Origin of the sequence: Bacillus sp. B25(2016b) (genome assembly GCF_001679765.1) — a bacterium.
GTDB classification, from domain to species: Bacteria; Bacillota; Bacilli; order Bacillales; family Bacillaceae_G; genus Bacillus_A; species Bacillus_A thuringiensis_K.
Genome location: NZ_CP016285.1, coordinates 1,218,197 through 1,238,119, shown reverse-complemented (window position 1 = coordinate 1,238,119; position 19,923 = coordinate 1,218,197). Strand labels below are relative to the sequence as shown.

Genomic DNA, 19,923 nt, shown 5'->3' with positions numbered 1-19,923 from the left:
TTTGGAGTTTTTAGCTTCCCACGTATTTAACTAAAAGGTGAGGATTAATTTCTCCTTCTTCCTTTCCCTTATCCATTCTCTGTTTCATCTTATGCATACCGATGACATCATTCGTATGAAGGTGAATTTCATTTACATATAATCCCTCTGTACAAAAAGCTTCTACAAAATCTAGTCCATTTTTTGCTCCCCAGCCCATATTATAATCAAGGGAAAGAATATTCACATCATAATCCCGAACCATTTGCAAGGCACATTCTACTGTAGTTGCGGACACATACCCGAACGGGCAATTTCTTTGATCATCCATATATACGTTCATTTTCGATTCACTCTCTAATTTGAATAAGCGGCTAATACATAACACATTGCCCCAAGACTAATAAAAGGACCAAATGGAATTGGCTTTCGTACTTCTATACGTTTTAATCCGATACCAATCCCCAAAAAACAAAGACTAAAACAAGATGCTAAAAATAAAACGATAAAAACTCCCTTCACTCCTACTATAAAACCAAGTAACGAAAGCAGTTTTATATCTCCTCCGCCAAGCCCTTCTGGATATATCTTTTGCATGCAATATAACAAAATAAATATAACACCACTACCAGCTATACTATCTGTCCAAGTAACTAATTGTACAAAAACACTTTCGAGAATGAGTAAAACGGCAAACGAAATTAAAATACAATCAGGAATTAACATATATAAGTAATCTGTAACTGAAATAATAAGAAGTAGCGAAAAAAGGGATAAAATGATAATAAGCTCTCGTTCTATTCCAATCATATAAACTGTAAGAAGAAATATACCTCCTGTTATATATTCAAATGTTACATACATAATTGGAATTTTTCTCTTACAATTCGTACAATAGCCTCTTTGTATATAAAATGAAATGATGGGGATTAGTTCTTTTGTCCTTAGCACATATTTGCAATAATCACAATGTGAACGCGGGGTAATAATAGAAACACCTAATGGAACCCTCATCGCAACTAGCATAAAAAAAGAACCAAACACCATCCCTGCTAACAGTGCATATAAATAAGTGAACATCCCTTCCTCTCCTTTCCCAAAAAACATAGCAAAAAAAGGAGAGAACTTCTACTTCATATTATCCTTTATTCTACTAAAAAAGCAGGCCATTTTCTGGCCTGCTTTCCCCTCTTTTATACGATGAAATATACTGCTTTTAATGGTCCATGTACTCCGACAACAAGATTCATCTCAATGTCAGCCGAGTTACTTGGTCCTGTAATAAAGTTAATACAAGATGCCGCTGTCTCCCCATTTTCTACGCGTGAGTTCATATCCTGAACTGCTTGTGTAATACGAGGCACAAGTGTTTCACGTGGAATAATAGCAAAATATACAGTCGGTAAAAAGTGTAAAGAACGTCCTTGCCCTTTATGACTTTGTACAACAATTGTACCAGATTCAGCTAATGTATAATCACTAAATGCAATACCAATATTCGCTTTTTCAGCTAAACGCATATTTTCGTCTTTTCTCTCTGGATCCCATACGTTCACTTCAACGTCTCGCTTTGGAAGTTCTTCTTTAAATAAAGATGTTAAACCATATGCATCAAAACGCTCATCTGCTGATAATAAAATAGGTCCCCCGCCGTTTTCCATAATTACTTTTTGAAGGTCTTCACCTAAACTGTCATTTGTCGTTTCTACTACAGTTGTATGAATGTTTGTACATTGCTTTTTAAACACTTCTAGTAATTCTTCTTGTGAATAATCTTTTAACGTTTCTATATTCACATTACTTTTCCATACTGGACGCTCTACACCTTCTGTTTTACGAGCGCGCCCAAGTTCTTTTGCAATGTTATCTAGAAAGGCATCACGGTTTTGAATTAATCCTGTCATTATTTGTCCCCACCTTTCTTATGATCTTTATACCAATCACGGAATCGTTCTTTACTTGGAGCTGGGAATTCACGAATATCTGTCCAGTTTTTAAGTGGCCCAACACCTTTTGATACACGGTTACCAGATGTAAATGGACTCATTGCTGCTGGCGCCATTTTTGATCCCATTTTATATAAAGCTGCTGAAGATGCACCCATACTAAACATTTTCATTGCTAATTTTTCTGCAAGTGGAGCACGTCCTTCTTGCTCAACGATAACTTGACGATGTTTTAATAATAAATCATGCAATGGAATTTTTACTGGACAAGCTTCTGTACATGCTCCGCATAAACTAGAGGCATAAGGAAGCTCTTTGTAATCATCATATCCACCTAAAAGTGGTGTTAATACCGCACCAATTGGTCCTGAGTATATAGAACCATATGAATGTCCACCAACATGACGATATACAGGGCATACGTTAACACAAGCAGCACAACGAATACATTGCAATACTTGGCGGAATTCAGATCCAAGAATTTGAGAACGACCATTATCGACCACAACTAAGTGGAATTCTTCTGGGCCATCTACTTCCTCTTCTTGAATTGGTCCCGCTACCGTTACATAACTTGTTAACTTTTGACCTACTGCACTACGACATAGTAAACCAACTAAAACATCTAATTCTTCCATTGTAGGAACCATACGTTCCATACCCATTACTGCAATTTGTGTTTTCGGAATCGACATGACAAGATCGGCATTACCTTCATTCGTTACTAAACAAAGAGAGCCAGTATTTGCAACAGCAAAGTTACAACCAGTTACACCAATTTCTGCATCCATAAATTTCTCACGAAGTTGTTTACGAACAAACTTTGTCATTTCATACGGGTCATCAGAATTTTCATAGCCTAACTTTTCTTTAAATACATCGCGAATTTGCGTTCTATTTTTATGAAGTGCAGGTGCAATAATATGTGAAGGTGGATCGTTATCTACTTGCAAGATATACTCTCCTAAGTCACTCTCTAACACTTCACAGCCAATCTCTTCAAGCGCATGGTTCATACTGATTTCTTCTGTTACCATCGACTTTGATTTTACTACTTTTTTCGCTTGTTTCTTTTTGGCAACATCTTGAATATACTTTGCAGCTTCCTCTTTCGTCTTCGCAAAGTACACGTGTCCGCCTCTTTTTGATACATTTTCACTTAACTGCATTAAGTAATAATCCAGATTTTCTAACGTATGTTGACGAATTTGTTCACCTAGTTCACGCCACTCTTCCCAGTTTCCTAATTCATCTGCAGCTTTTAAGCGATTCGTATATAAACGCGTTTGTGCAGAAGATACTGCTCCGCGCATAAACGAATCTTGAATTCCATCACCAACGCGATCATTAAATTTTTTCTCACTGATTTTCATAGACATAGCTTATGTTCCCCCTTCATGAGCGACTATTCAGTACCTCAGCAATATGCATTACTTTTACTTCTTTTCCTAAACGCTCAATACGTCCGCCAATGTTTAACAAACACCCACAATCTGCACCGATTAAATAATCTGCACCTGTTTCCATGACACTATCTACTTTTTCGTCTACCATTTGCTCAGAAATTGGAGTCATCTTAACTGAAAACGTTCCCCCAAACCCGCAACAATTTTGCACGTTTGGCAAATCTCTCACAGTTAATCCTTTTACATTTGATAATAAAATTCCTGGTGCTTCTTTTACTCCAAGCATACGCGTCATATGACATGATTTATGAATAGTAGCTATCCCTGGTAAACTTGCACCAACATCTGTAACTTTTAAAACATCTACAATAAACTGTGTAAATTCATAAGTTTTATCAGCAACTTTTTGTGCACGTTTAGCCCACTTTGGATCATCTTTGAAAACATGCGGATACTCATGAAACATTGTCGCACAAGAACCAGATGGCGTAACAATATATTCTGCATCTTCGAAAGTTTCAATCATATGTTTCATCGCTTCTTTTGCTGCTTCTACATGGCCGCTATTATAAGCAGGCTGCCCACAACAAACTTGTGCTTCTGGAAATTCAATTTCACAACCTAAACGCTCCAACACTTCAACTGTTGCTTTACCGACATTTGTTTCAAACATATCGACTAAACAAGTAACAAATAAAGTAACTTTCATAACTATTACTCCCCCTTTTTACAACTTCACCAACAAACATATGGTCATCAGATGACTTAGTAGAGAAGAAATAGGCTCAACCATGGCCTATCCTCTCCCTCTTCTAAAGAAAACGCTTACTTAATCTTTCTCTATTTTATCAGAAAATTAAATTTTTAAAAGATTAAATTACGAATTTATATCGTTTTTACCTGTGACAATATGTTCTACATTTGTTAAATGATCTAGCATTGCTTGCTGCGCTAATTCTACATCTTGTTTTAACACCGCATCATATATAACTTGATGCTCTTCTATAAGTCGTTCTGATGTCGTTTGTTCACCATATAAAATAATGCGTCTTGATTCACCAATTGTTTCAGCAATCATCTCTGAAACATGATTCATGAGTTCAAGCAAAATGTTATTATGCGAAGACTCTGCAATTCCCATATGAAATTGAAAATCGGCTTTTTCGCCAGCCTTTTCATCTCCAATGCTCTTTGCCATTTCATCTAGCCAATGTTTCATATTTTGTAAATTATCTTCCGTACGTTTTGCCGCCGCTACTCGAACTGCCCCCACTTCAAGCACCTTTCGTACTTCTAATAAATTCAAAATATCTTCTTTCTTCATTAATAATCTATTGTTTAATGATTTCGTTAATGAAGAAGAATCGAAGTTCTTCACATATGTACCTTCTCCTTGTTTCATCTCAATTAAGCCCATCGCTCTTAGCGCACTTAGCGCTTCACGAACAGCAGATCTGCCAACTTGAAACTGCTCAGCTAATTGATGCACAGGGAGTAGTTTGTCACCAGGTTTTAACGTACCATTTTTAATCATTGTTAAAATAGCTTCAGATACTTCTTCGTAAATTTTTTTTGGTTTAATAGATTTGTACTCCAGTTAAATCACCTCAGTATCTTCCAAACAACAATTGAAACGATTTATAAAAACTTTGCATCATAACTATTTTAGACCGAATTGATAAGAAGTACAAATGTTTTGTTCATAAAATAGTCAAATTTTCGATATTTATTACATATTAATTTATATTTTTATGTATAAATATTTCCTTCAATATAAAGAACATGTCCTAAAAATTAGAACATGCCCCCTCATCCTGTACATTCAGTTTAATACTAACCGTTGTTCCCTTATCTTTTTCACTTTCAATTTGCCACTGTCCACCATGTATATGAACAATTTGTTTCACAATAGCAAGGCCTAAACCTGTTCCACCGTGTTGACGACTTCTCGCTTTATCAACTCGGTAAAAGCGTTCCCCAAGGTTTTCCAAATGTTCTATATCAATGCCAATTCCTGTATCTTGTATTTTTAATTCACAGTAATCATAGATTTGCTCTAAAGTTATAACGATATTTCCTTTTTGATTTGTATACCGTATCGCATTATCTAACACATTATGAAGCACTTGTTGCATACGATCCTCATCAATCATGACAATGACCTCTGGATTTAAATTGGTTGAAATATGAATTTCCTTTTCTATAAACTTAATCTCATACGTATCTAATACGTCTTCAATCAGCTGTGAAAAAACGATAGGTTGCTTCTTTAACGGAAAGTGCTCGCCTTCTAATTGTGCTAAGTCTAACAAGTCATGAACGAGACGCTGCATACGACCTGCTTCTTTATGAATTAGCTGCGTTACTTTTTCCTGCTGCGGTCCCTTTGCAACACCATCTAAAATAGCCTCGCTATACCCTTTTATATAACTAAGTGGTGTTCTAAGTTCATGCGAAACATTTGCTAAAAATTCCTTACGCTTTACATCTTCTGTTTCTAATGAATTTGCCATTTTATTAAATGCTTTTCCTAATCGTCCAATTTCATCCTCTGAAGAAACTGTAATCCGCTCCGAGAAATCTCCCGTAGCCAAATGATTTGCAACCCGCTCCATTTGCGAAAGTGGCTTCGTAATTGCAATTATAATTTTTCTTCCAATCCATATCGTAATTAAAATCATAGCAATTGCTAACGGTGCTAAAATAAGACCCATATCATAGATTAAATCTTTTATACTTTTTAAAGGAATATACGAATAGACAATTCCGACTAATTTTTTATTTTCCAATACAGGAATGACAACCCCCATAATATTACGGTCAAAATGTTCTTCATATCCTATTTTTGTCACAGTTTTCCCATCTAATAGCGTTTGCCTATCTCCTTCACTTATAAGAGAATGGTGATGCACATCAAAAGGCAAACATGCGCTTAAGTCACGCGGATTAGACACAAAAATAACGTCTGAACTAGATATTTGATCAAACGATCTTACTTTCTCTTCAAAAGTTGATATTCCTTCACGCCTATCATATTGAGCAGCAAGACTTTTTCCTTCCATTACTAACGAAGCTTTTAAATTATCAACGTATAATTTTTCATACGAGTATAAAGATACGAAATAAAGAAAGGACACTGTTACACATACTGCACATACTACTGTAAGCCAAAGTTTTTGTACCATCGTAAACATACGTTACACCTCGAATTTATAGCCTACACCCCAAACAGTTTGAATGTAGTTTCCACTTTCTCCAAGCTTCAAGCGCATCGTTTTCACATGCGTATCTACTGTTCTTGTACTTCCGGCATAATCATATCCCCATACCTTTTCAAGTAATTGCTCCCGGCTAAACACTTGTCCTGTATGCTGGCAAAGAAAATATAGTAAATCAAACTCTTTTACAGTAAGAGAAATCAATTCACCATCCGCCTCGATTCGTCTACTTTTTTCATTGATAAGAATTGGTCCAAATTGAATCTCTTCTTGCTGTTCTTGCTTTGTATATCTTCTTAGCACAGCTTCCATACGGGCAACCAATTCACCAGGACTAAACGGTTTTACAATATAGTCATCTGCTCCCATACGTAAGCCGTTCACCCTATTCCACTCTTCACCTTTTGCGGTTAAAAATATAATCGGCACATCTGACGTTTTTCTAATTTCTTTACAAACTGAAAGTCCATCCATTTCTGGCATCATTATATCTAATACAACGAAATCATAATGATCCGTTTCTAGCTTTTTAAGAGCCTCTTTTCCATTTTCAGCTTCTCCCCACTCATATCCAAAGTTATCCAAATACATTCCAACAAGCTGCCTCATATCACTTTCATCATCTACAACTAGCACTCTATATTTATTCATTGTCCTTCCCTTCCCTCTCTATGAGTTGAAACGGTCCTTTTCCGACTTTAATTGTTTGTTTTATTTTCAAATTCTTCATATCCATAACGCACACTTCATCACTATCATAACTGGCTACATACCCTTCTGCTCCGCTCTCCAAAAATGCAAATGGATTCGACCCTACTTCTACAGAAGCTATTTCTTTATATGTGCTAACATCAAACTTTCTAAGTGTATTCGACCCATGACTGAGTGCATATACGTACTTACTATCCTTCGTTATATTCACAGGCATAAATGGAGCGTGTAAAGAACGCACCATTTCTCCACTCTGTAAAGAATACACTAACACTTTCTCATTTACTTGATTTCCATCACCATGTCCGCCAATCCATATTTCTTTCCCATCAGGACTAATCGTCGCTCCTGTTGATGCTGGCGGAATCATAAAGGATTGAACAACTTCTTTTTTCTTCGTATCAATTGTCGTTAGTTTCGTATCATAAAAGTTTAGTACAGATAACCGATTCTGATACTCTACCATCGTTATAGGCCCTTTTCCTGTTGAAACATTTCCTGTCTCTTTCCCATTTATCGTAAAGAATCTTACCTTTTGAACATTTTGATCAGCAGCAAATAATTGTTTTTTATCTGCTGATACGACCACATTTACAATGCCCTTTCCAGTTTTATATTTTTCCACTTGCCTTCCTTCCGCTAGTGAATATACATACATATATTCTAATTGCTTACCGTATACAAGTATTTCATCGCCATTTGGAAGCAGTGTGATTCCGGCCATTGGCTCATTTAGTTCCCATGTCGTAATTAACTTTTTATCCTTTTTATCAATAAAACTAATACTGCCTTCTTTTATATTCGTAGTTATAATAACATTTTTATCTTTAGCAATTGGTGTATATGAACTTCCTTGACACCCTACTAATAGAAATAAAAAACAGAGAAGAAAAACATACTTTCTCAAAAGATTCCCTCCATCTTCAGATGATTTCGTTATAATTGTAAAATAACAAATAAATGTGTGGAAAGTGTGAAATTTCCCTTTCTTACTCAATTTACATATATAATGTACAACAAATAGAATTTGAGGTGTGTCAATTATGCTATTTCCTGATTTAGCGAATAAAATTGTACGAGAAGTACGCAGACTAATTACAGAAAATATAATTATCATTAATATAGAAGGCGTTATTATCGCAAGTACAGATACAGAAAGAATTGGACAATTTCATGAAGGTGCACTCCGCTGCGCCAAACAAAAGAAAACCGTCATCATTACAAAAGAAGATGAAAGGCGATTGCAAGGTGTAAAGGCTGGGATGAATCTTCCTTTATTATTTCATGATGAAGTAATTGGTGTCATTGGGATTACAGGAGAACCTGAAAACATTTCACGCTACGGAGAAATATTGCGTAAGATGACCGAATTATTAATTCATGAAAACTACTTTTTAGAGCAACTAGAACTTGAGCACCGTTCTTATGAAGCTTTTGTCTTTGATTGGCTTCAAAATACAGAGTGGTCCCCGAGTTTTCTTGATCGCGCAAAAACACTTGGCATTGATTTATATAAGAAAAAACAACTTATTTTGTTTTCTATTGGCAAAAATGACACGATGCTCCAGCGTAAAATATGGCAACACATACGTAATATTTTAACAAAAGAGCATCTATTTGTTCGCTGGGGAAATGATCGTTTTATTTTATTTACAGCAATGAGCTCCAAAGAGCAAACTTATCAATTTTTAAAACGATTAAAACAAGACTGCGAAACTTTATTTTCTATTCCTTTATATATAGGGATTGGACAAACAGTTACCTCAAACAATATGAGCATATGTTACGAACAAGCATTACGAGCTCTTTCTGTATCATTGGAAACGAAAAAAATTGTATTTAATGAAGATTTACGTTTAGAAATGTGTTTACAAGATATTTCTGCCGAAACGCGTGAACAATTTCTAGAGCGTACCATCGAAAACTTATTATCATATCCTGAGCTTATGCACACTTTACGCTTATTTATCGATTATAACCAATCTTATAAACAGACGGCTAAACAATTACATATACACATTAACACATTACATTACAGGCTAAAAAAGATTGAAGAACATACAGGACTTGATCCAAAACAATTCAAAGACTTAAACGTTTTATACTTCGCACTTCTCCTATTAGATAATCATATAAAAAAGAACGATAAAATAGATTAATCTTTAGATGATTATACATAGAAAGAATCCCTCAACTTTTTTATCATTATAATGAAAGCACTGTTACCACGTTGTTTATTATAACTAAACACGTTAACAGTTTGAGGGGGATTTCCAATGTTAGAAAAACAAATTATTCATTCATTCGTATCTATTGTTGGCGAAGATAATGTAGATACATCCAATATGGGGCGTTTAACTTATAGTTATGATGCTACTCCAAACTTCCAAGCAATGCCTGATGCAGTCATTGCTCCTCGTAATACAAATGAAGTAGCTGAAGTGTTAAAAGTATGTAACACTCACAAAATTCCTGTGTATGTGCGCGGATCTGGAACAAATCTTTGCGCAGGAACATGTCCACTTGAAGGCGGTATCGTCCTTATTTTCCGCCATATGAACAATATTTTAGAAATTGATGAAGAAAACTTAACAATTACTGTACAAGCTGGTGTCATTACACTTGATATTATTAAAGCGGTAGAAGAAAAAGGTTTATTTTATCCACCAGATCCAAGCTCGATGAAAATTTCTACAATCGGCGGTAATATTAATGAAAACTCAGGTGGATTACGCGGTTTGAAATATGGCGTAACACGTGATTATGTAATGGGGCTTGAACTTGTCTTACCAAATGGTGATATTATTCGCACTGGTGGTAAATTAGCAAAAGATGTAGCTGGTTACGATTTAACTCGTTTATTTATCGGTTCTGAAGGAACACTTGGCGTGGTAACAGAAGCTATATTAAAACTTGTTCCTATGCCTGAAACAAAGAAAACAATGCTTGCATTATATGAAGATATTAATGAAGCTGCACGTGCTGTTTCTTCTATTATTGCAAATAAAATCATTCCAGCAACACTGGAGTTTTTAGACCAACCGACAATTGAAGTAGTAGAAGAGTTTGCACAAATCGGTTTACCTACAGATGTAAAAGCAATTTTATTAATCGAACAAGACGGTCCGCCCGAAGTAGTCAATCGAGATATTGAAAACATGGCTAATGTTTGCCGCTCTATGAATGCAGTTGATGTTCGCGTTGCAAAAGATGAAACAGAAGCAGATGCGCTTCGTACCGCTCGCCGTAGTGCTCTATCAGCGCTCGCACGACTAAAACCTACTACAATATTAGAAGATGCAACTGTACCACGTTCACAAATCGCTCCTATGGTTGAAGCTATTAATGCCATTGCAAAAAAATATAATATTCCTATTTGTACGTTTGGACACGCTGGTGATGGTAATTTACATCCAACTTGTATGACAGACGCTCGTAATGCAGAAGAAATGCACCGAGCTGAGCAAGCTTTTGCTGAAATATTTGCGAAAGCAATTGAACTTGGTGGCACAATTACTGGTGAACATGGTGTTGGTGCAATGAAAGCTCCATATTTAGAAATGAAATTAGGTAAAGAAGGTATTGCAGCTATGCAAGGAATAAAGCAAGCTTTCGATCCAAATAACATTATGAATCCTGGAAAAATGTTCGCGAAAGACACTCGTAAAAGAGTGGTGGTTGAGCGATGACCACATTAAATAAAGAAAATATTCAAAAAGAATTTAAAGAACGATTAAGTGAAGATGAATTACTAAACTGTATGCGATGCGGTTTTTGTTTACCTACTTGTCCTACCTACATTCAATCCGGATATAAAGAGTCACATTCACCGCGCGGACGTATCGCATTAATGAAAGCAGTCGTTGATGGTTTAATCGAACCAGATGAAGATGTTGAAAATACATTAAACGTTTGTCTTGGTTGCCGTGCTTGTGAGCCTGTTTGTCCATCTGGTGTAAATTATGGACATTTATTAGAAGAAGCTCGTGATATTATTAATCAAAATAAAAAATTCTCAGTGCCAGTGAAAGCTGTTCGAAAAGTCGTTTTTGAAGGATTATTCCCCCATCAAAATCGAATGAGAACATTAACTGGACTAATCGGATTTTATCAACGTTCTGGTTTACAAACGCTAACACATAAAACAGGGATTATGAAGTTATTCCCTGAAACACTTGCAACGATGGATCTCGTTTTACCCAAAGTCCCTAAAATGAAAGCGATGAAAGATCGTCCTTCATTTTTACCTGCAGAAAGTACAAAGAAAAAACAAGTTGCATTCTTCACAGGCTGCTTAATGGATACGATGTTTTTAGAAACAAATAACGCAACGATGAAACTTCTTCAATTAGCTGGTTGTGATATCGTTATTCCGAAAACACAAAGTTGCTGCGGTGCATTGCATGGACATGCTGGTGAAAAGAGTGGAGCAAAAGAATTAGCAAAGCGAAATATAAAAGCATTCGAAGATTTAAACATCGACTATATTATTACGAATGCAGGTGGTTGCGGAGCTTATCTCGTAGACTATGATTATCTTTTAAAGGATGATCCGGATTGGGCTGAACGTGCTAAGCAGTTTATTTCTAAAATTAAAGATATTACTGCTATTCTAGTAGAACTAGATTTCCATAAACGTAATGACTTACGACTCACGCCGCAAGTTATTACGTATCAAGACTCTTGTCATTTACGCAATGTTATGCGCACATCTTCTGAACCTCGTATGTTACTAGAGGCTATCCAAGGTGCAACATACCGTGAAATGAAAGATGCCGACCGTTGCTGTGGTTCTGCTGGTATTTACAATATTGTTCATTCAGAGTTATCAATGGCATTTCTAGATTACAAAATGGACCGTGTGCATGAAACAGACGCAGCAACCATTGTTACTGCAAATCCAGGTTGTTTATTACAAATGAAATTGGGCATTGAGCGAGAAGGGCTTTCTCATAAAATGAGAGGAATTCACATTGTGGATTTATTATTAGAAGCAATTGAAACTAACTCGTAATAACTCGTAACATACGTAATAATAGGAAAACGGCTATCTCCTTCGTCTATGTAAAGAGATAGCCGCTTTTTTGTCTGCTACAACATTAAAAATATGTTACTTTATTATAAAAAAGAACAACAGAAACATTACAGTTTTGTAAAAATCAATCCATTATATTCCTCAAAAAATCGCTCAAACCATTGATACAATAGGATTCTTCATTTTCTATTTAGGTAACTTTATCCAAAAATCCCCTCTTAAAACCAAGTATAAAAACACTATAAATTCCTTTTATACTCTATATTTCTCTTATTTTTGTTCCCTTCTTCTCTTAGGATAAATTAGGTAATTTTAAAGTCTATGAATTTTTTTCCATCTTTTTTCTCGCAAATTGTATGCTACGATGAATTTGTCAGTCAGACAGGCTGTCAAAAACAAATCGTGTGAAAACAAATTAAAACTTTATATAGGGGGACACACATCATGAAAAAGCGTGTTTTATTATCTGTAGCTGCTGCAACAGCTCTTACTTTAGGAGTATCTTCTCTAGATGCACAAGCTGCAACAGTACAACCATCTAACTTAAAGGTTCAAAATATTCAGCATTCAAAAGTGATGATGAAACAAATGAGCCAACAAGAATTACAAGCATTCTTACAATCTATGGGCGTTGAATCATTAGCACAATGGCAACAAGGAAACTTCCAACCAAACTGCTTCATTCCTGGTCAACAACCTACTGAAAATGTTGTAACTGAGCAACCAACTGCTAAGCCAGAAACTCAAAAGCCTGCTGAACAAAAACCAGTTGAGCAAAAGCCTGCTGAAGAAGTTCAAAAACCAGAAGCTCAAAAACCTGCTGAAAACAACAATACTCAAAAACCTACTGAACAAAAACCTGCTGAGCAAAAGCCTGCTGAAGAAGCAAAATCTTTAAGCGAGTTTGAACAACGTGTTGTTGAATTAACAAATGCTGAGCGTGCAAAACAAGGCTTACCAGCACTAAAAATCGATACTGAATTAAGCAAAGTAGCACGTATTAAGTCTGAAGATATGCAAAAAAACAACTACTTTGATCATAACAGCCCTACATACGGGTCTCCGTTTGACATGATGAAGAAATTTGGCATTTCTTATACATCTGCAGGTGAAAACATCGCTCAAGGCCAACGTACACCTGAAGAAGTAGTACAAGCTTGGATGAACAGCGCTGGACACCGTGCAAACATCTTAAATAACGGCTTCACTCATATCGGTGTTGGTTATGTAGAAAGCGGCAACTACTGGACACAACAATTTATTACGAAGTAAATAGATTAAAAGAGTCTTCTCATAATGAGAAGACTCTTTTTTAAGTTTCATAGCTTTCTATTATGTATGAATAGAAAATATATAACATAAACAACATAGATCCACAGCTTATTACACTAAGCAATACATAAAATCCCCACTCTAAGTTCAAAAACAATGAAAACAATATGCCACATGCCATCACTTGAAAAATCCGTCTACTCACTAAACGAATTTTTTGTAATTTAATTGGGTCTTTTTCTTTGCCTTTTATTTTCTTAAATTCTTTACTCAGCATAAAAAGAAACATACTAATCCCAATCGTTAATCCTGTTTGAAAGGATATCAAATCCCCAAAATTAATAAAGAGGATAAGCATATGAATAAACAACATAAATAACGTAATTTTCTTTATAAATCCGCCTATAATACCATGCTCTCTTTCATTAAACTTAAATATATTATGTGAAATAATATACAAAAATCCATATGAAAAAATAATAAAACAGGGAATAAATGCTACAACAACTTGTTTACTCATAAACTCGTTTGGCTCACCATTTACATTCCAATGTACTGCCATACGATTTGGTAAATAGGGATAAAGACATAGAGTAAGTAAAAGACAAGCGAAAAATATTCCAAGTACATACTTATATTTGATCAAGTGATTCTCACCTCTCTTTTCTCTTAACGGCTTCGCTTCTTGTAGAGAAATCCCTGCAAAAATCTACTTTTTTCAAGTTAAAACTTATACTTTACGCATTTTCTTTTTGAAATTCTTTTATTTTATTATTTAACTTTGCAGGAAACGGCACATCAACTTCAATCGCTTCTTTCGTAATTGGATGCAAGAAATTTATCTTCATCGCATGTAATGCTTGACTGGACATATATTTTGTTTGTCCACCATATAATACATCCCCAACTAGTGGATTACCATTATGACTCATATGAACACGAATTTGATGTGTTCTACCCGTTTCTAATTGTAACGTTACGAAAGTCGTGTTTTGCTTCTTAAAATACTTTTCTACTTTATAATATGTGATAGCTTGGTCACCTTTTGGAGAAATACGACGCCTTGTAGCATGATGGCGATCCCTTCCGATAGCAGCATCAATCTTTCCTTGTTTCTTCTTTACTTTCCCTTCAACGAGCGCAGCATACGTTCTTTTAATTTTTCTTTCCATTAATAGACGATCCATAATTGCACCAGCAATTCTATGCTTAGCAAACACGACACCACCTGTCGTATCTTTATCTAAACGATGAATATGACGCACCCTCGTCTCTAAACCTTGCATTTGAAAATGAAAAGCAACAAGATTTGCAAGCGTCCCGGTTCCACCTTTTTCAGCAGGGTGTGTGTCCATTTGCTCTGGTTTATTTACGATAAGTACGTGATCATCTTCGTATACTACATGTAATTCACCATATTCTGGATCTACACCGTACTCTTCCTCCGCAAACATATGGACTTGTAACTTATCGTTCTCTTTTAAAAGCTCATTCCATCTTCTTTGTTCCCCGTTAACCGTAACACCTTTTTCCATACGAAGCTGATGTAATAGCTTTTTCGGTATTTCCCATTCTACTTTTAATACCGATTCAATACTTATACCATTCCATTTAGCTGGAACGGTAATTTCACACCATTCGCCCTTTTTCTTTGTTTCCATACTGTTTATCACCTTATTTCTATTGATTCTCTCATTGTAACGGAAAACACACTTTGATGCACCGTCAAAAATAGAGGACAGTCTTATAATAGACTGCCCCTCAAGCTCTAAGTCTTTTCATTTCTAACAATACTTCTTCAGCTTTTTGTTCATACGATAAATCCTTAAAGAAATCCGCCAACCTTTTATAATCATTGTAAGCATCTAATAAATCGTCCATCTTTTCTATTTTCATCACTTGTTGTTTTTGTTTCATTTTTACTGGATAGCGATAACCTGATACTTCTTGTATTTTGTAATACTCATCCTCAACTTGAACGACCTTTACAAGTTCTTCCTCTTCTGCATCCATCGTATACCCGTCAAATTCTCTAAGTAGTTCATAAATGATATGAGTCCATTCATCTTTTGGATAAAATCCTTTTTCTAACCGATAACCGACAATGCGATACATATGCCCATCGTTCTCGGCAAACTGTACTGTATCATTTAACTTAAACTTAAAATAACGAAACATTGCCTTCACCTACTTATTATGTAATGTTCTTATCACATACTATTTGCAAAATGTAGGCTTTGCTATTCATAAAAAATGCTCATCAATATGATGAGCATTTTTTACAATGATTTTTCTCGTTTTTTTCGAAATGGTAACCACCAGTTCCAGTCTCCAAATAACTTCATTAAGCTTGGTACGAGCATAAGACGAATAATTGTTGCATCAAGAAATATTGCTAACGCAACGCCAAGACCCATCTGCTTTACTGGTAAAATATCAGTAAATGCGAATGCACCAGTTACAACAATCATTATTAAAGCAGCTGATGTAATGATTCTACTTGTTGAAACGAGCCCTTCTAACGTTGCTTGATCGTTATCTCCTGTTTCTTCATAGAGCTCATGAATACGTGAAATAAGAAATACTTCATAATCCATACTAAGCCCAAATACGAGGCCAAAAATGAAGATTGGTAAGACAAACAGAACCGGACTCGTTTCTAAACCGAAATGACCACCTTCAAATAACCAAACAACAATTCCAATAGTTGCACTTAAACTAAGTATATTCATAACAATTGCCTTAATTGGAATGAGTATAGATCGGAATGCAAATAATAATATAACAAAGGTCGATCCAAATATAACAGACATACCAATTACTACTTTATCTTTAATTTCATCTTCTAATTCTTGTTGAAATGTCGTCATTCCGCCTAGATAATAAGTAACATCCGTTTCTTTATAGTTCTTTTTAAAGTCACGCACCCACTGTTTTGCAGTCTCTGTACGTGGTTTTGTTTTCAAAAAGATTTCTATCGTCGTCTTATTCCCTTGCGTGTATGCTTCAAATACAGGAGTTAGTTTCGCTGATTCTGGCGACTGTAATATTCCAACAACTTGATCTACTTTCATTCCAGTTAACCCGTCGTATAAACTTCTTACTTCATGTACTTTCTTATCATCTTTTAACTTTTGAACGACTTCTTCTATCTTTTGTAGACTTTCTTTTTCTTTCATATCTTTTTTCGTCTCTACAACTAACGTAACATCAGCGTGTGTTTTGACAGTTTCATTAAATGCTTCTTCATACTTTTCATATGCAATTCTTGTATCACTCTTTTCAGGTAAAGCTTCAACACCAGGGAACTGCAAATTAGCTGTACGTAACGGTAATAAGCAAATAACAATAAATGTTGTAACAACAATAATCATTGCAATTGGATGTTTCATCACAAATTGTGCAAATTTACGCCATGCTTTTGCCGGCGTATGTGCTACTTGATTCTTTTTTAATATTCTTTTACCTATTAACGATAATAGTGCTGGAAGAAGTGTGAGTGAGAATAAAATGCTCATAATGACAACAATCATTCCGCTAATCGCTACAGATTGAATATAATCTATCTTAAAGAAAAACAAACCGGATAACCCAACAAATACACATAATCCTGAAAATACAATCGCACGTCCTGCCGTTTGATATGTAATTGCTATCGCTTCTTTTACCGTTCGTTTAGCAACTTCCTCTCGAAAACGGTTCACAAATAATAGCGCAAAATCAATAGATAATGCAAGTCCAATCATCGGTGCAACGTTTAACACGAAAATAGATAGTTCTTTATCAACACCGATGAAATACAATATCCCCATCGTACTAATAACACTAAGCGCCCCATTCAAAATCGGTAAAATTGATGCCAAAAGACTCCCAAACGAAAATAGTAATACAAGAAACGCAATTGGTAATCCAATCATTTCTGCTACTTTTAAATCATTTTGCGTTCTTTCATTAATCTCTTGATTAATTTTCGGAAATCCTGTAGGTGTTAATTTTAATGCTACATTACTTACTTTCTCAATCTCATCAGCAAATTGTAATGTCTTTTCCATTCTTTCTTTATTTGTTTTCCCGGAAAATAAAATTGTCGCATAACCGATGTCATCTTGTAGCATTTCTTTATTTTGGATTGGGTGATGGAAAGATTCATAGTTCTCTTTCTCTTGAACATTCTTTACAATTTCATCTATTCGTTTTTTAAATTCCTCATGCGAAACATCTTTATTTTTCTCAAAAACGAGCAGAAGCGTATCTTGAGACTTCTTAAAATTTTTATCTAAAATTTCTTTTGTTTTTTGATAGTCGCCTTCCGTTTGGAAACCATCGCCACCTAATACTCCCGGTAGCTTTGGAGCAAAAATCCCAAGTGCGATTGCGAGCAACAGTAGCGCTACAATTACTGTATAACGAGACTGATACAAAAAGGCTCCTAACTTCCCCCACTTATCAACTTTATGTACATTTGTCTTCACACATTTTCACCTACTTTAAATGATTCAATTGTCACTTATACTGTATCACATCTTGATATAAACAAAAAACGTCTGGAAAAACTATAATGATAGTTTTTCCAGACGTCTTTCTATCTCTCTTTATTAAGCCCTAATCTCTCAGTAAGTAAACGATGGTAGTAAATCGCGATAATTAACAAAATACCACCTACGCAGTAACCAGCTAAAATATCAGTTGGGTAATGTACATTTAAAATGACTCTACTTAATCCAATCGATAGAATTACTATACCCATCAAAATTATTGTGACACATTTCCCAGCTACGCTTTTCAAATTAGCAGCAATGATATAAGTAAGAAATCCAAATGTCATAATCGATAGCATTGCATGTCCACTAGGAAAACTATATCCAAGTGCATCTAGCGCTTCATTTAATGACGGACGTTCTCTCTTTACAATCTCTTTTATCCCTTTATTCACAAGATGTGTTATTAAAATTCCCATTGGATATACAATCATCGCAGCATAATAACGCTTCTTCCAAAAAACAAGCAAACTTATAACGAGCGTAGCGACTATCCCAATTGCTGATCCCAATTTTGTAAAGTACGAGAAAAATGTAAGAGAACTTTCCGTTTGCAGCCCTCTTACTAATCCACGGACATATGTATCCATCACTGTAACGCCACCTGCATGTACGCGCCAAGCAACAATACCAAATACAGCAAATAACAAACCGATACACATTACCTCATACTGATGTAACTTCTTCAAACGATTTCCTCCTACTATGAAAAAATGCGATTTCTACTTTAGAAACCGCATTTCCTTACTTATTTACCTTTTGTTTTTAGCTCTGTCCAGTAACGATCATAATCTTTTAACTTATCGTCCACATCAACAAGCCATTCTGTACGATCTAACTCTTCTTTCGTTAAGAAGATCATGTGATTATCACGGTATTCTTTACTATGAAGAGGATGAGCTTTTTCATTTGGATTACTGTAACCAATTGACTCGTAGTTTTTCACACTTACTTTTTCATCTAGTAAGTAGTTCATAAATTTCTCAGCAAGCTCTTTATGTTTTGCACCTTTTGGAATTGCTAACGTATCAGCCCAAATTGTGCCGCCTTCTTTTGGTACAACATATTCTACATCTTTATTATCTTTTGCGATAAATGCTGCATCTCCAGACCAAACTGTTCCAATCCAAGCATCTTCTGTAATGAATTTTTGTTTAATGTTATCTGTATCAAATGCTAATAAGTTTGGAAGCAGCTTCTTTAAATCATCTGCTGCTGTCTTTAATTGTGCATCGTCTTTCGTACTGTTTGAGAACCCGTGCTTCTTAAGACCCATTCCTAATACTTCACGAGAATCGTTTAGTAACGTTACACGTCCTTTATATTTCTCATTCCATAAGTCAGCCCAGCTTGTAGGTGCTTCTTTCACATACTTTTTATTGTATGCAATCCCTGTTACACCCCAAGTGTACACTAAAGAATATTTATTCTCTGGATCAAACGCAGGTGTTTTGAAATTAGAAACCATGTTTTCGATATTTGGGATATTCTTTTTATCTAACGGCGCTAATAAGTCCATTTTCGCCATTGTTTTAACCATGTAATCAGACGGCTGGATTAAGTCATACTTTGCACCACCAGCTTGTAATTTTGCAAGCATTTCTTCATTACTTGCGTACTTGTCATAGTTAATTTTCACATTATACTTTTTTTCAAAATCTTTTAGCACTTGCTCATCAAAATTGTCAGCCCAGCTATAAATATTTAATTCTTCTTTCTTTTCACCACAACCAGCAAGCACACCAGCAACAAGGCTAAAGCTAATTGCTGCGCCAGCTATTCTTTTCATTAATTTCATCGATTTATTACCCCCTTGTA

Annotated in this window: 19 protein-coding genes; 4 read left to right on the top strand and 15 right to left on the bottom strand. The window is 35.3% G+C overall.

Annotation, left to right across the window (positions count from 1 at the left end; genetic code table 11):
- Positions 1 to 10: 10 nt before the first annotated feature.
- The 9 genes from BAQ53_RS06345 to BAQ53_RS06305 form a co-directional block, all read right to left on the bottom strand.
- Complete coding sequence (locus BAQ53_RS06345; protein WP_208906626.1) at positions 11 to 322, bottom strand: cyclic-phosphate processing receiver domain-containing protein; 312 nt, start codon at positions 320 to 322, stop codon at positions 11 to 13.
- 14 nt (positions 323 to 336) lie between these two features.
- On the bottom strand, positions 337 to 1,059 hold the full coding sequence (locus BAQ53_RS06340) for a prepilin peptidase (protein ID WP_000495722.1): 723 nt from the start codon (positions 1,057 to 1,059) through the stop codon (positions 337 to 339).
- 113 nt (positions 1,060 to 1,172) lie between these two features.
- The gene (locus tag BAQ53_RS06335) at positions 1,173 to 1,883 is read right to left on the bottom strand and encodes a LutC/YkgG family protein (protein ID WP_000147192.1); all 711 of its coding nucleotides are present in this window, start codon (positions 1,881 to 1,883) and stop codon (positions 1,173 to 1,175) included.
- Positions 1,883 to 3,304: a LutB/LldF family L-lactate oxidation iron-sulfur protein gene (locus BAQ53_RS06330; RefSeq protein WP_000061927.1), complete on the bottom strand. Its 1,422-nt coding sequence runs from the start codon at positions 3,302 to 3,304 to the stop codon at positions 1,883 to 1,885. The genes BAQ53_RS06335 and BAQ53_RS06330 overlap by 1 nt, the downstream gene beginning before the upstream one ends.
- A gap of 16 nt (positions 3,305 to 3,320) precedes the next feature.
- Positions 3,321 to 4,040 carry a (Fe-S)-binding protein gene (locus BAQ53_RS06325; protein WP_000869148.1) on the bottom strand — a complete coding sequence of 240 codons (720 nt, stop codon included), beginning with the start codon at positions 4,038 to 4,040 and terminating at the stop codon, positions 3,321 to 3,323.
- Positions 4,041 to 4,208: 168 nt separating this feature from the next.
- Positions 4,209 to 4,898, bottom strand: a complete 690-nt coding sequence (locus BAQ53_RS06320; RefSeq protein ID WP_254904515.1) for a FadR/GntR family transcriptional regulator — start codon at positions 4,896 to 4,898, stop codon at positions 4,209 to 4,211.
- A 220-nt stretch (positions 4,899 to 5,118) separates the two neighbouring features.
- Positions 5,119 to 6,525, bottom strand: coding sequence for a sensor histidine kinase (locus BAQ53_RS06315; RefSeq protein ID WP_208906625.1), 1,407 nt, complete (start codon positions 6,523 to 6,525; stop codon positions 5,119 to 5,121).
- Between the two features lie 3 nt (positions 6,526 to 6,528).
- Positions 6,529 to 7,200 (bottom strand): response regulator transcription factor, encoded by a 672-nt coding sequence (locus BAQ53_RS06310; protein ID WP_001046395.1) that lies wholly within the window; start codon positions 7,198 to 7,200, stop codon positions 6,529 to 6,531.
- Positions 7,193 to 8,167, bottom strand: coding sequence for a YncE family protein (locus tag BAQ53_RS06305; protein WP_001234149.1), 975 nt, complete (start codon positions 8,165 to 8,167; stop codon positions 7,193 to 7,195). The genes BAQ53_RS06310 and BAQ53_RS06305 overlap by 8 nt, the downstream gene beginning before the upstream one ends.
- 136 nt (positions 8,168 to 8,303) lie before the next feature.
- Between BAQ53_RS06305 and BAQ53_RS06300 the strand changes: the two genes are divergently transcribed.
- From BAQ53_RS06300 to BAQ53_RS06285, 4 genes are all read left to right on the top strand, one after another.
- Positions 8,304 to 9,419, top strand: coding sequence for a CdaR family transcriptional regulator (locus tag BAQ53_RS06300; protein WP_208906624.1), 1,116 nt, complete (start codon positions 8,304 to 8,306; stop codon positions 9,417 to 9,419).
- Positions 9,420 to 9,536: 117 nt separating this feature from the next.
- Positions 9,537 to 10,949 carry a glycolate oxidase subunit GlcD gene (gene glcD / locus BAQ53_RS06295; RefSeq protein ID WP_000890761.1) on the top strand — a complete coding sequence of 471 codons (1,413 nt, stop codon included), beginning with the start codon at positions 9,537 to 9,539 and terminating at the stop codon, positions 10,947 to 10,949.
- On the top strand, positions 10,946 to 12,274 hold the full coding sequence (locus BAQ53_RS06290) for a (Fe-S)-binding protein (RefSeq protein WP_046945120.1): 1,329 nt from the start codon (positions 10,946 to 10,948) through the stop codon (positions 12,272 to 12,274). The genes glcD and BAQ53_RS06290 overlap by 4 nt, the downstream gene beginning before the upstream one ends.
- 465 nt (positions 12,275 to 12,739) lie before the next feature.
- A complete protein-coding gene (locus BAQ53_RS06285; RefSeq protein ID WP_074593918.1) occupies positions 12,740 to 13,567 on the top strand; it encodes a CAP domain-containing protein in 828 nt (275 codons plus the stop codon).
- A gap of 40 nt (positions 13,568 to 13,607) precedes the next feature.
- Here the strand turns inward: BAQ53_RS06285 and BAQ53_RS06280 are convergent, their stop codons facing one another.
- From BAQ53_RS06280 to potD, 6 genes are all read right to left on the bottom strand, one after another.
- A complete protein-coding gene (locus BAQ53_RS06280; protein ID WP_000598994.1) occupies positions 13,608 to 14,213 on the bottom strand; it encodes a DUF1648 domain-containing protein in 606 nt (201 codons plus the stop codon).
- 91 nt (positions 14,214 to 14,304) lie between these two features.
- Positions 14,305 to 15,228, bottom strand: a complete 924-nt coding sequence (locus tag BAQ53_RS06275; RefSeq protein ID WP_000448352.1) for an RluA family pseudouridine synthase — start codon at positions 15,226 to 15,228, stop codon at positions 14,305 to 14,307.
- 100 nt (positions 15,229 to 15,328) lie between these two features.
- Positions 15,329 to 15,745: a hypothetical protein gene (locus BAQ53_RS06270; RefSeq protein WP_000490301.1), complete on the bottom strand. Its 417-nt coding sequence runs from the start codon at positions 15,743 to 15,745 to the stop codon at positions 15,329 to 15,331.
- Positions 15,746 to 15,846: 101 nt separating this feature from the next.
- A complete protein-coding gene (locus BAQ53_RS06265; protein ID WP_208906623.1) occupies positions 15,847 to 18,039 on the bottom strand; it encodes an MMPL family transporter in 2,193 nt (730 codons plus the stop codon).
- Positions 18,040 to 18,149: 110 nt separating this feature from the next.
- Positions 18,150 to 18,767, bottom strand: a complete 618-nt coding sequence (locus tag BAQ53_RS06260) for a phosphatase PAP2 family protein (RefSeq protein ID WP_003300478.1) — start codon at positions 18,765 to 18,767, stop codon at positions 18,150 to 18,152.
- 86 nt (positions 18,768 to 18,853) lie between these two features.
- A complete protein-coding gene (gene potD, locus BAQ53_RS06255) occupies positions 18,854 to 19,903 on the bottom strand; it encodes a spermidine/putrescine ABC transporter substrate-binding protein PotD (RefSeq protein WP_000772487.1) in 1,050 nt (349 codons plus the stop codon).
- Positions 19,904 to 19,923: the final 20 nt, after the last annotated feature.

Coding starts and splice junctions, on each gene's coding strand:
- potD (WP_000772487.1), bottom strand. CDS start 19,903: ATGAAATTAATGAAAAGAATAGCTGGCGCAGCAATTAGCTTTAGCCTT.
- BAQ53_RS06290 (WP_046945120.1), top strand. CDS start 10,946: ATGACCACATTAAATAAAGAAAATATTCAAAAAGAATTTAAAGAACGA.
- BAQ53_RS06285 (WP_074593918.1), top strand. CDS start 12,740: ATGAAAAAGCGTGTTTTATTATCTGTAGCTGCTGCAACAGCTCTTACT.
- BAQ53_RS06300 (WP_208906624.1), top strand. CDS start 8,304: ATGCTATTTCCTGATTTAGCGAATAAAATTGTACGAGAAGTACGCAGA.
- BAQ53_RS06330 (WP_000061927.1), bottom strand. CDS start 3,304: ATGTCTATGAAAATCAGTGAGAAAAAATTTAATGATCGCGTTGGTGAT.
- BAQ53_RS06335 (WP_000147192.1), bottom strand. CDS start 1,883: ATGACAGGATTAATTCAAAACCGTGATGCCTTTCTAGATAACATTGCA.
- glcD (WP_000890761.1), top strand. CDS start 9,537: ATGTTAGAAAAACAAATTATTCATTCATTCGTATCTATTGTTGGCGAA.
- BAQ53_RS06340 (WP_000495722.1), bottom strand. CDS start 1,059: ATGTTCACTTATTTATATGCACTGTTAGCAGGGATGGTGTTTGGTTCT.
- BAQ53_RS06345 (WP_208906626.1), bottom strand. CDS start 322: ATGAACGTATATATGGATGATCAAAGAAATTGCCCGTTCGGGTATGTG.
- BAQ53_RS06275 (WP_000448352.1), bottom strand. CDS start 15,228: ATGGAAACAAAGAAAAAGGGCGAATGGTGTGAAATTACCGTTCCAGCT.
- BAQ53_RS06310 (WP_001046395.1), bottom strand. CDS start 7,200: ATGAATAAATATAGAGTGCTAGTTGTAGATGATGAAAGTGATATGAGG.
- BAQ53_RS06325 (WP_000869148.1), bottom strand. CDS start 4,040: ATGAAAGTTACTTTATTTGTTACTTGTTTAGTCGATATGTTTGAAACA.
- BAQ53_RS06315 (WP_208906625.1), bottom strand. CDS start 6,525: ATGTTTACGATGGTACAAAAACTTTGGCTTACAGTAGTATGTGCAGTA.
- BAQ53_RS06260 (WP_003300478.1), bottom strand. CDS start 18,767: ATGTGTATCGGTTTGTTATTTGCTGTATTTGGTATTGTTGCTTGGCGC.
- BAQ53_RS06270 (WP_000490301.1), bottom strand. CDS start 15,745: ATGTTTCGTTATTTTAAGTTTAAGTTAAATGATACAGTACAGTTTGCC.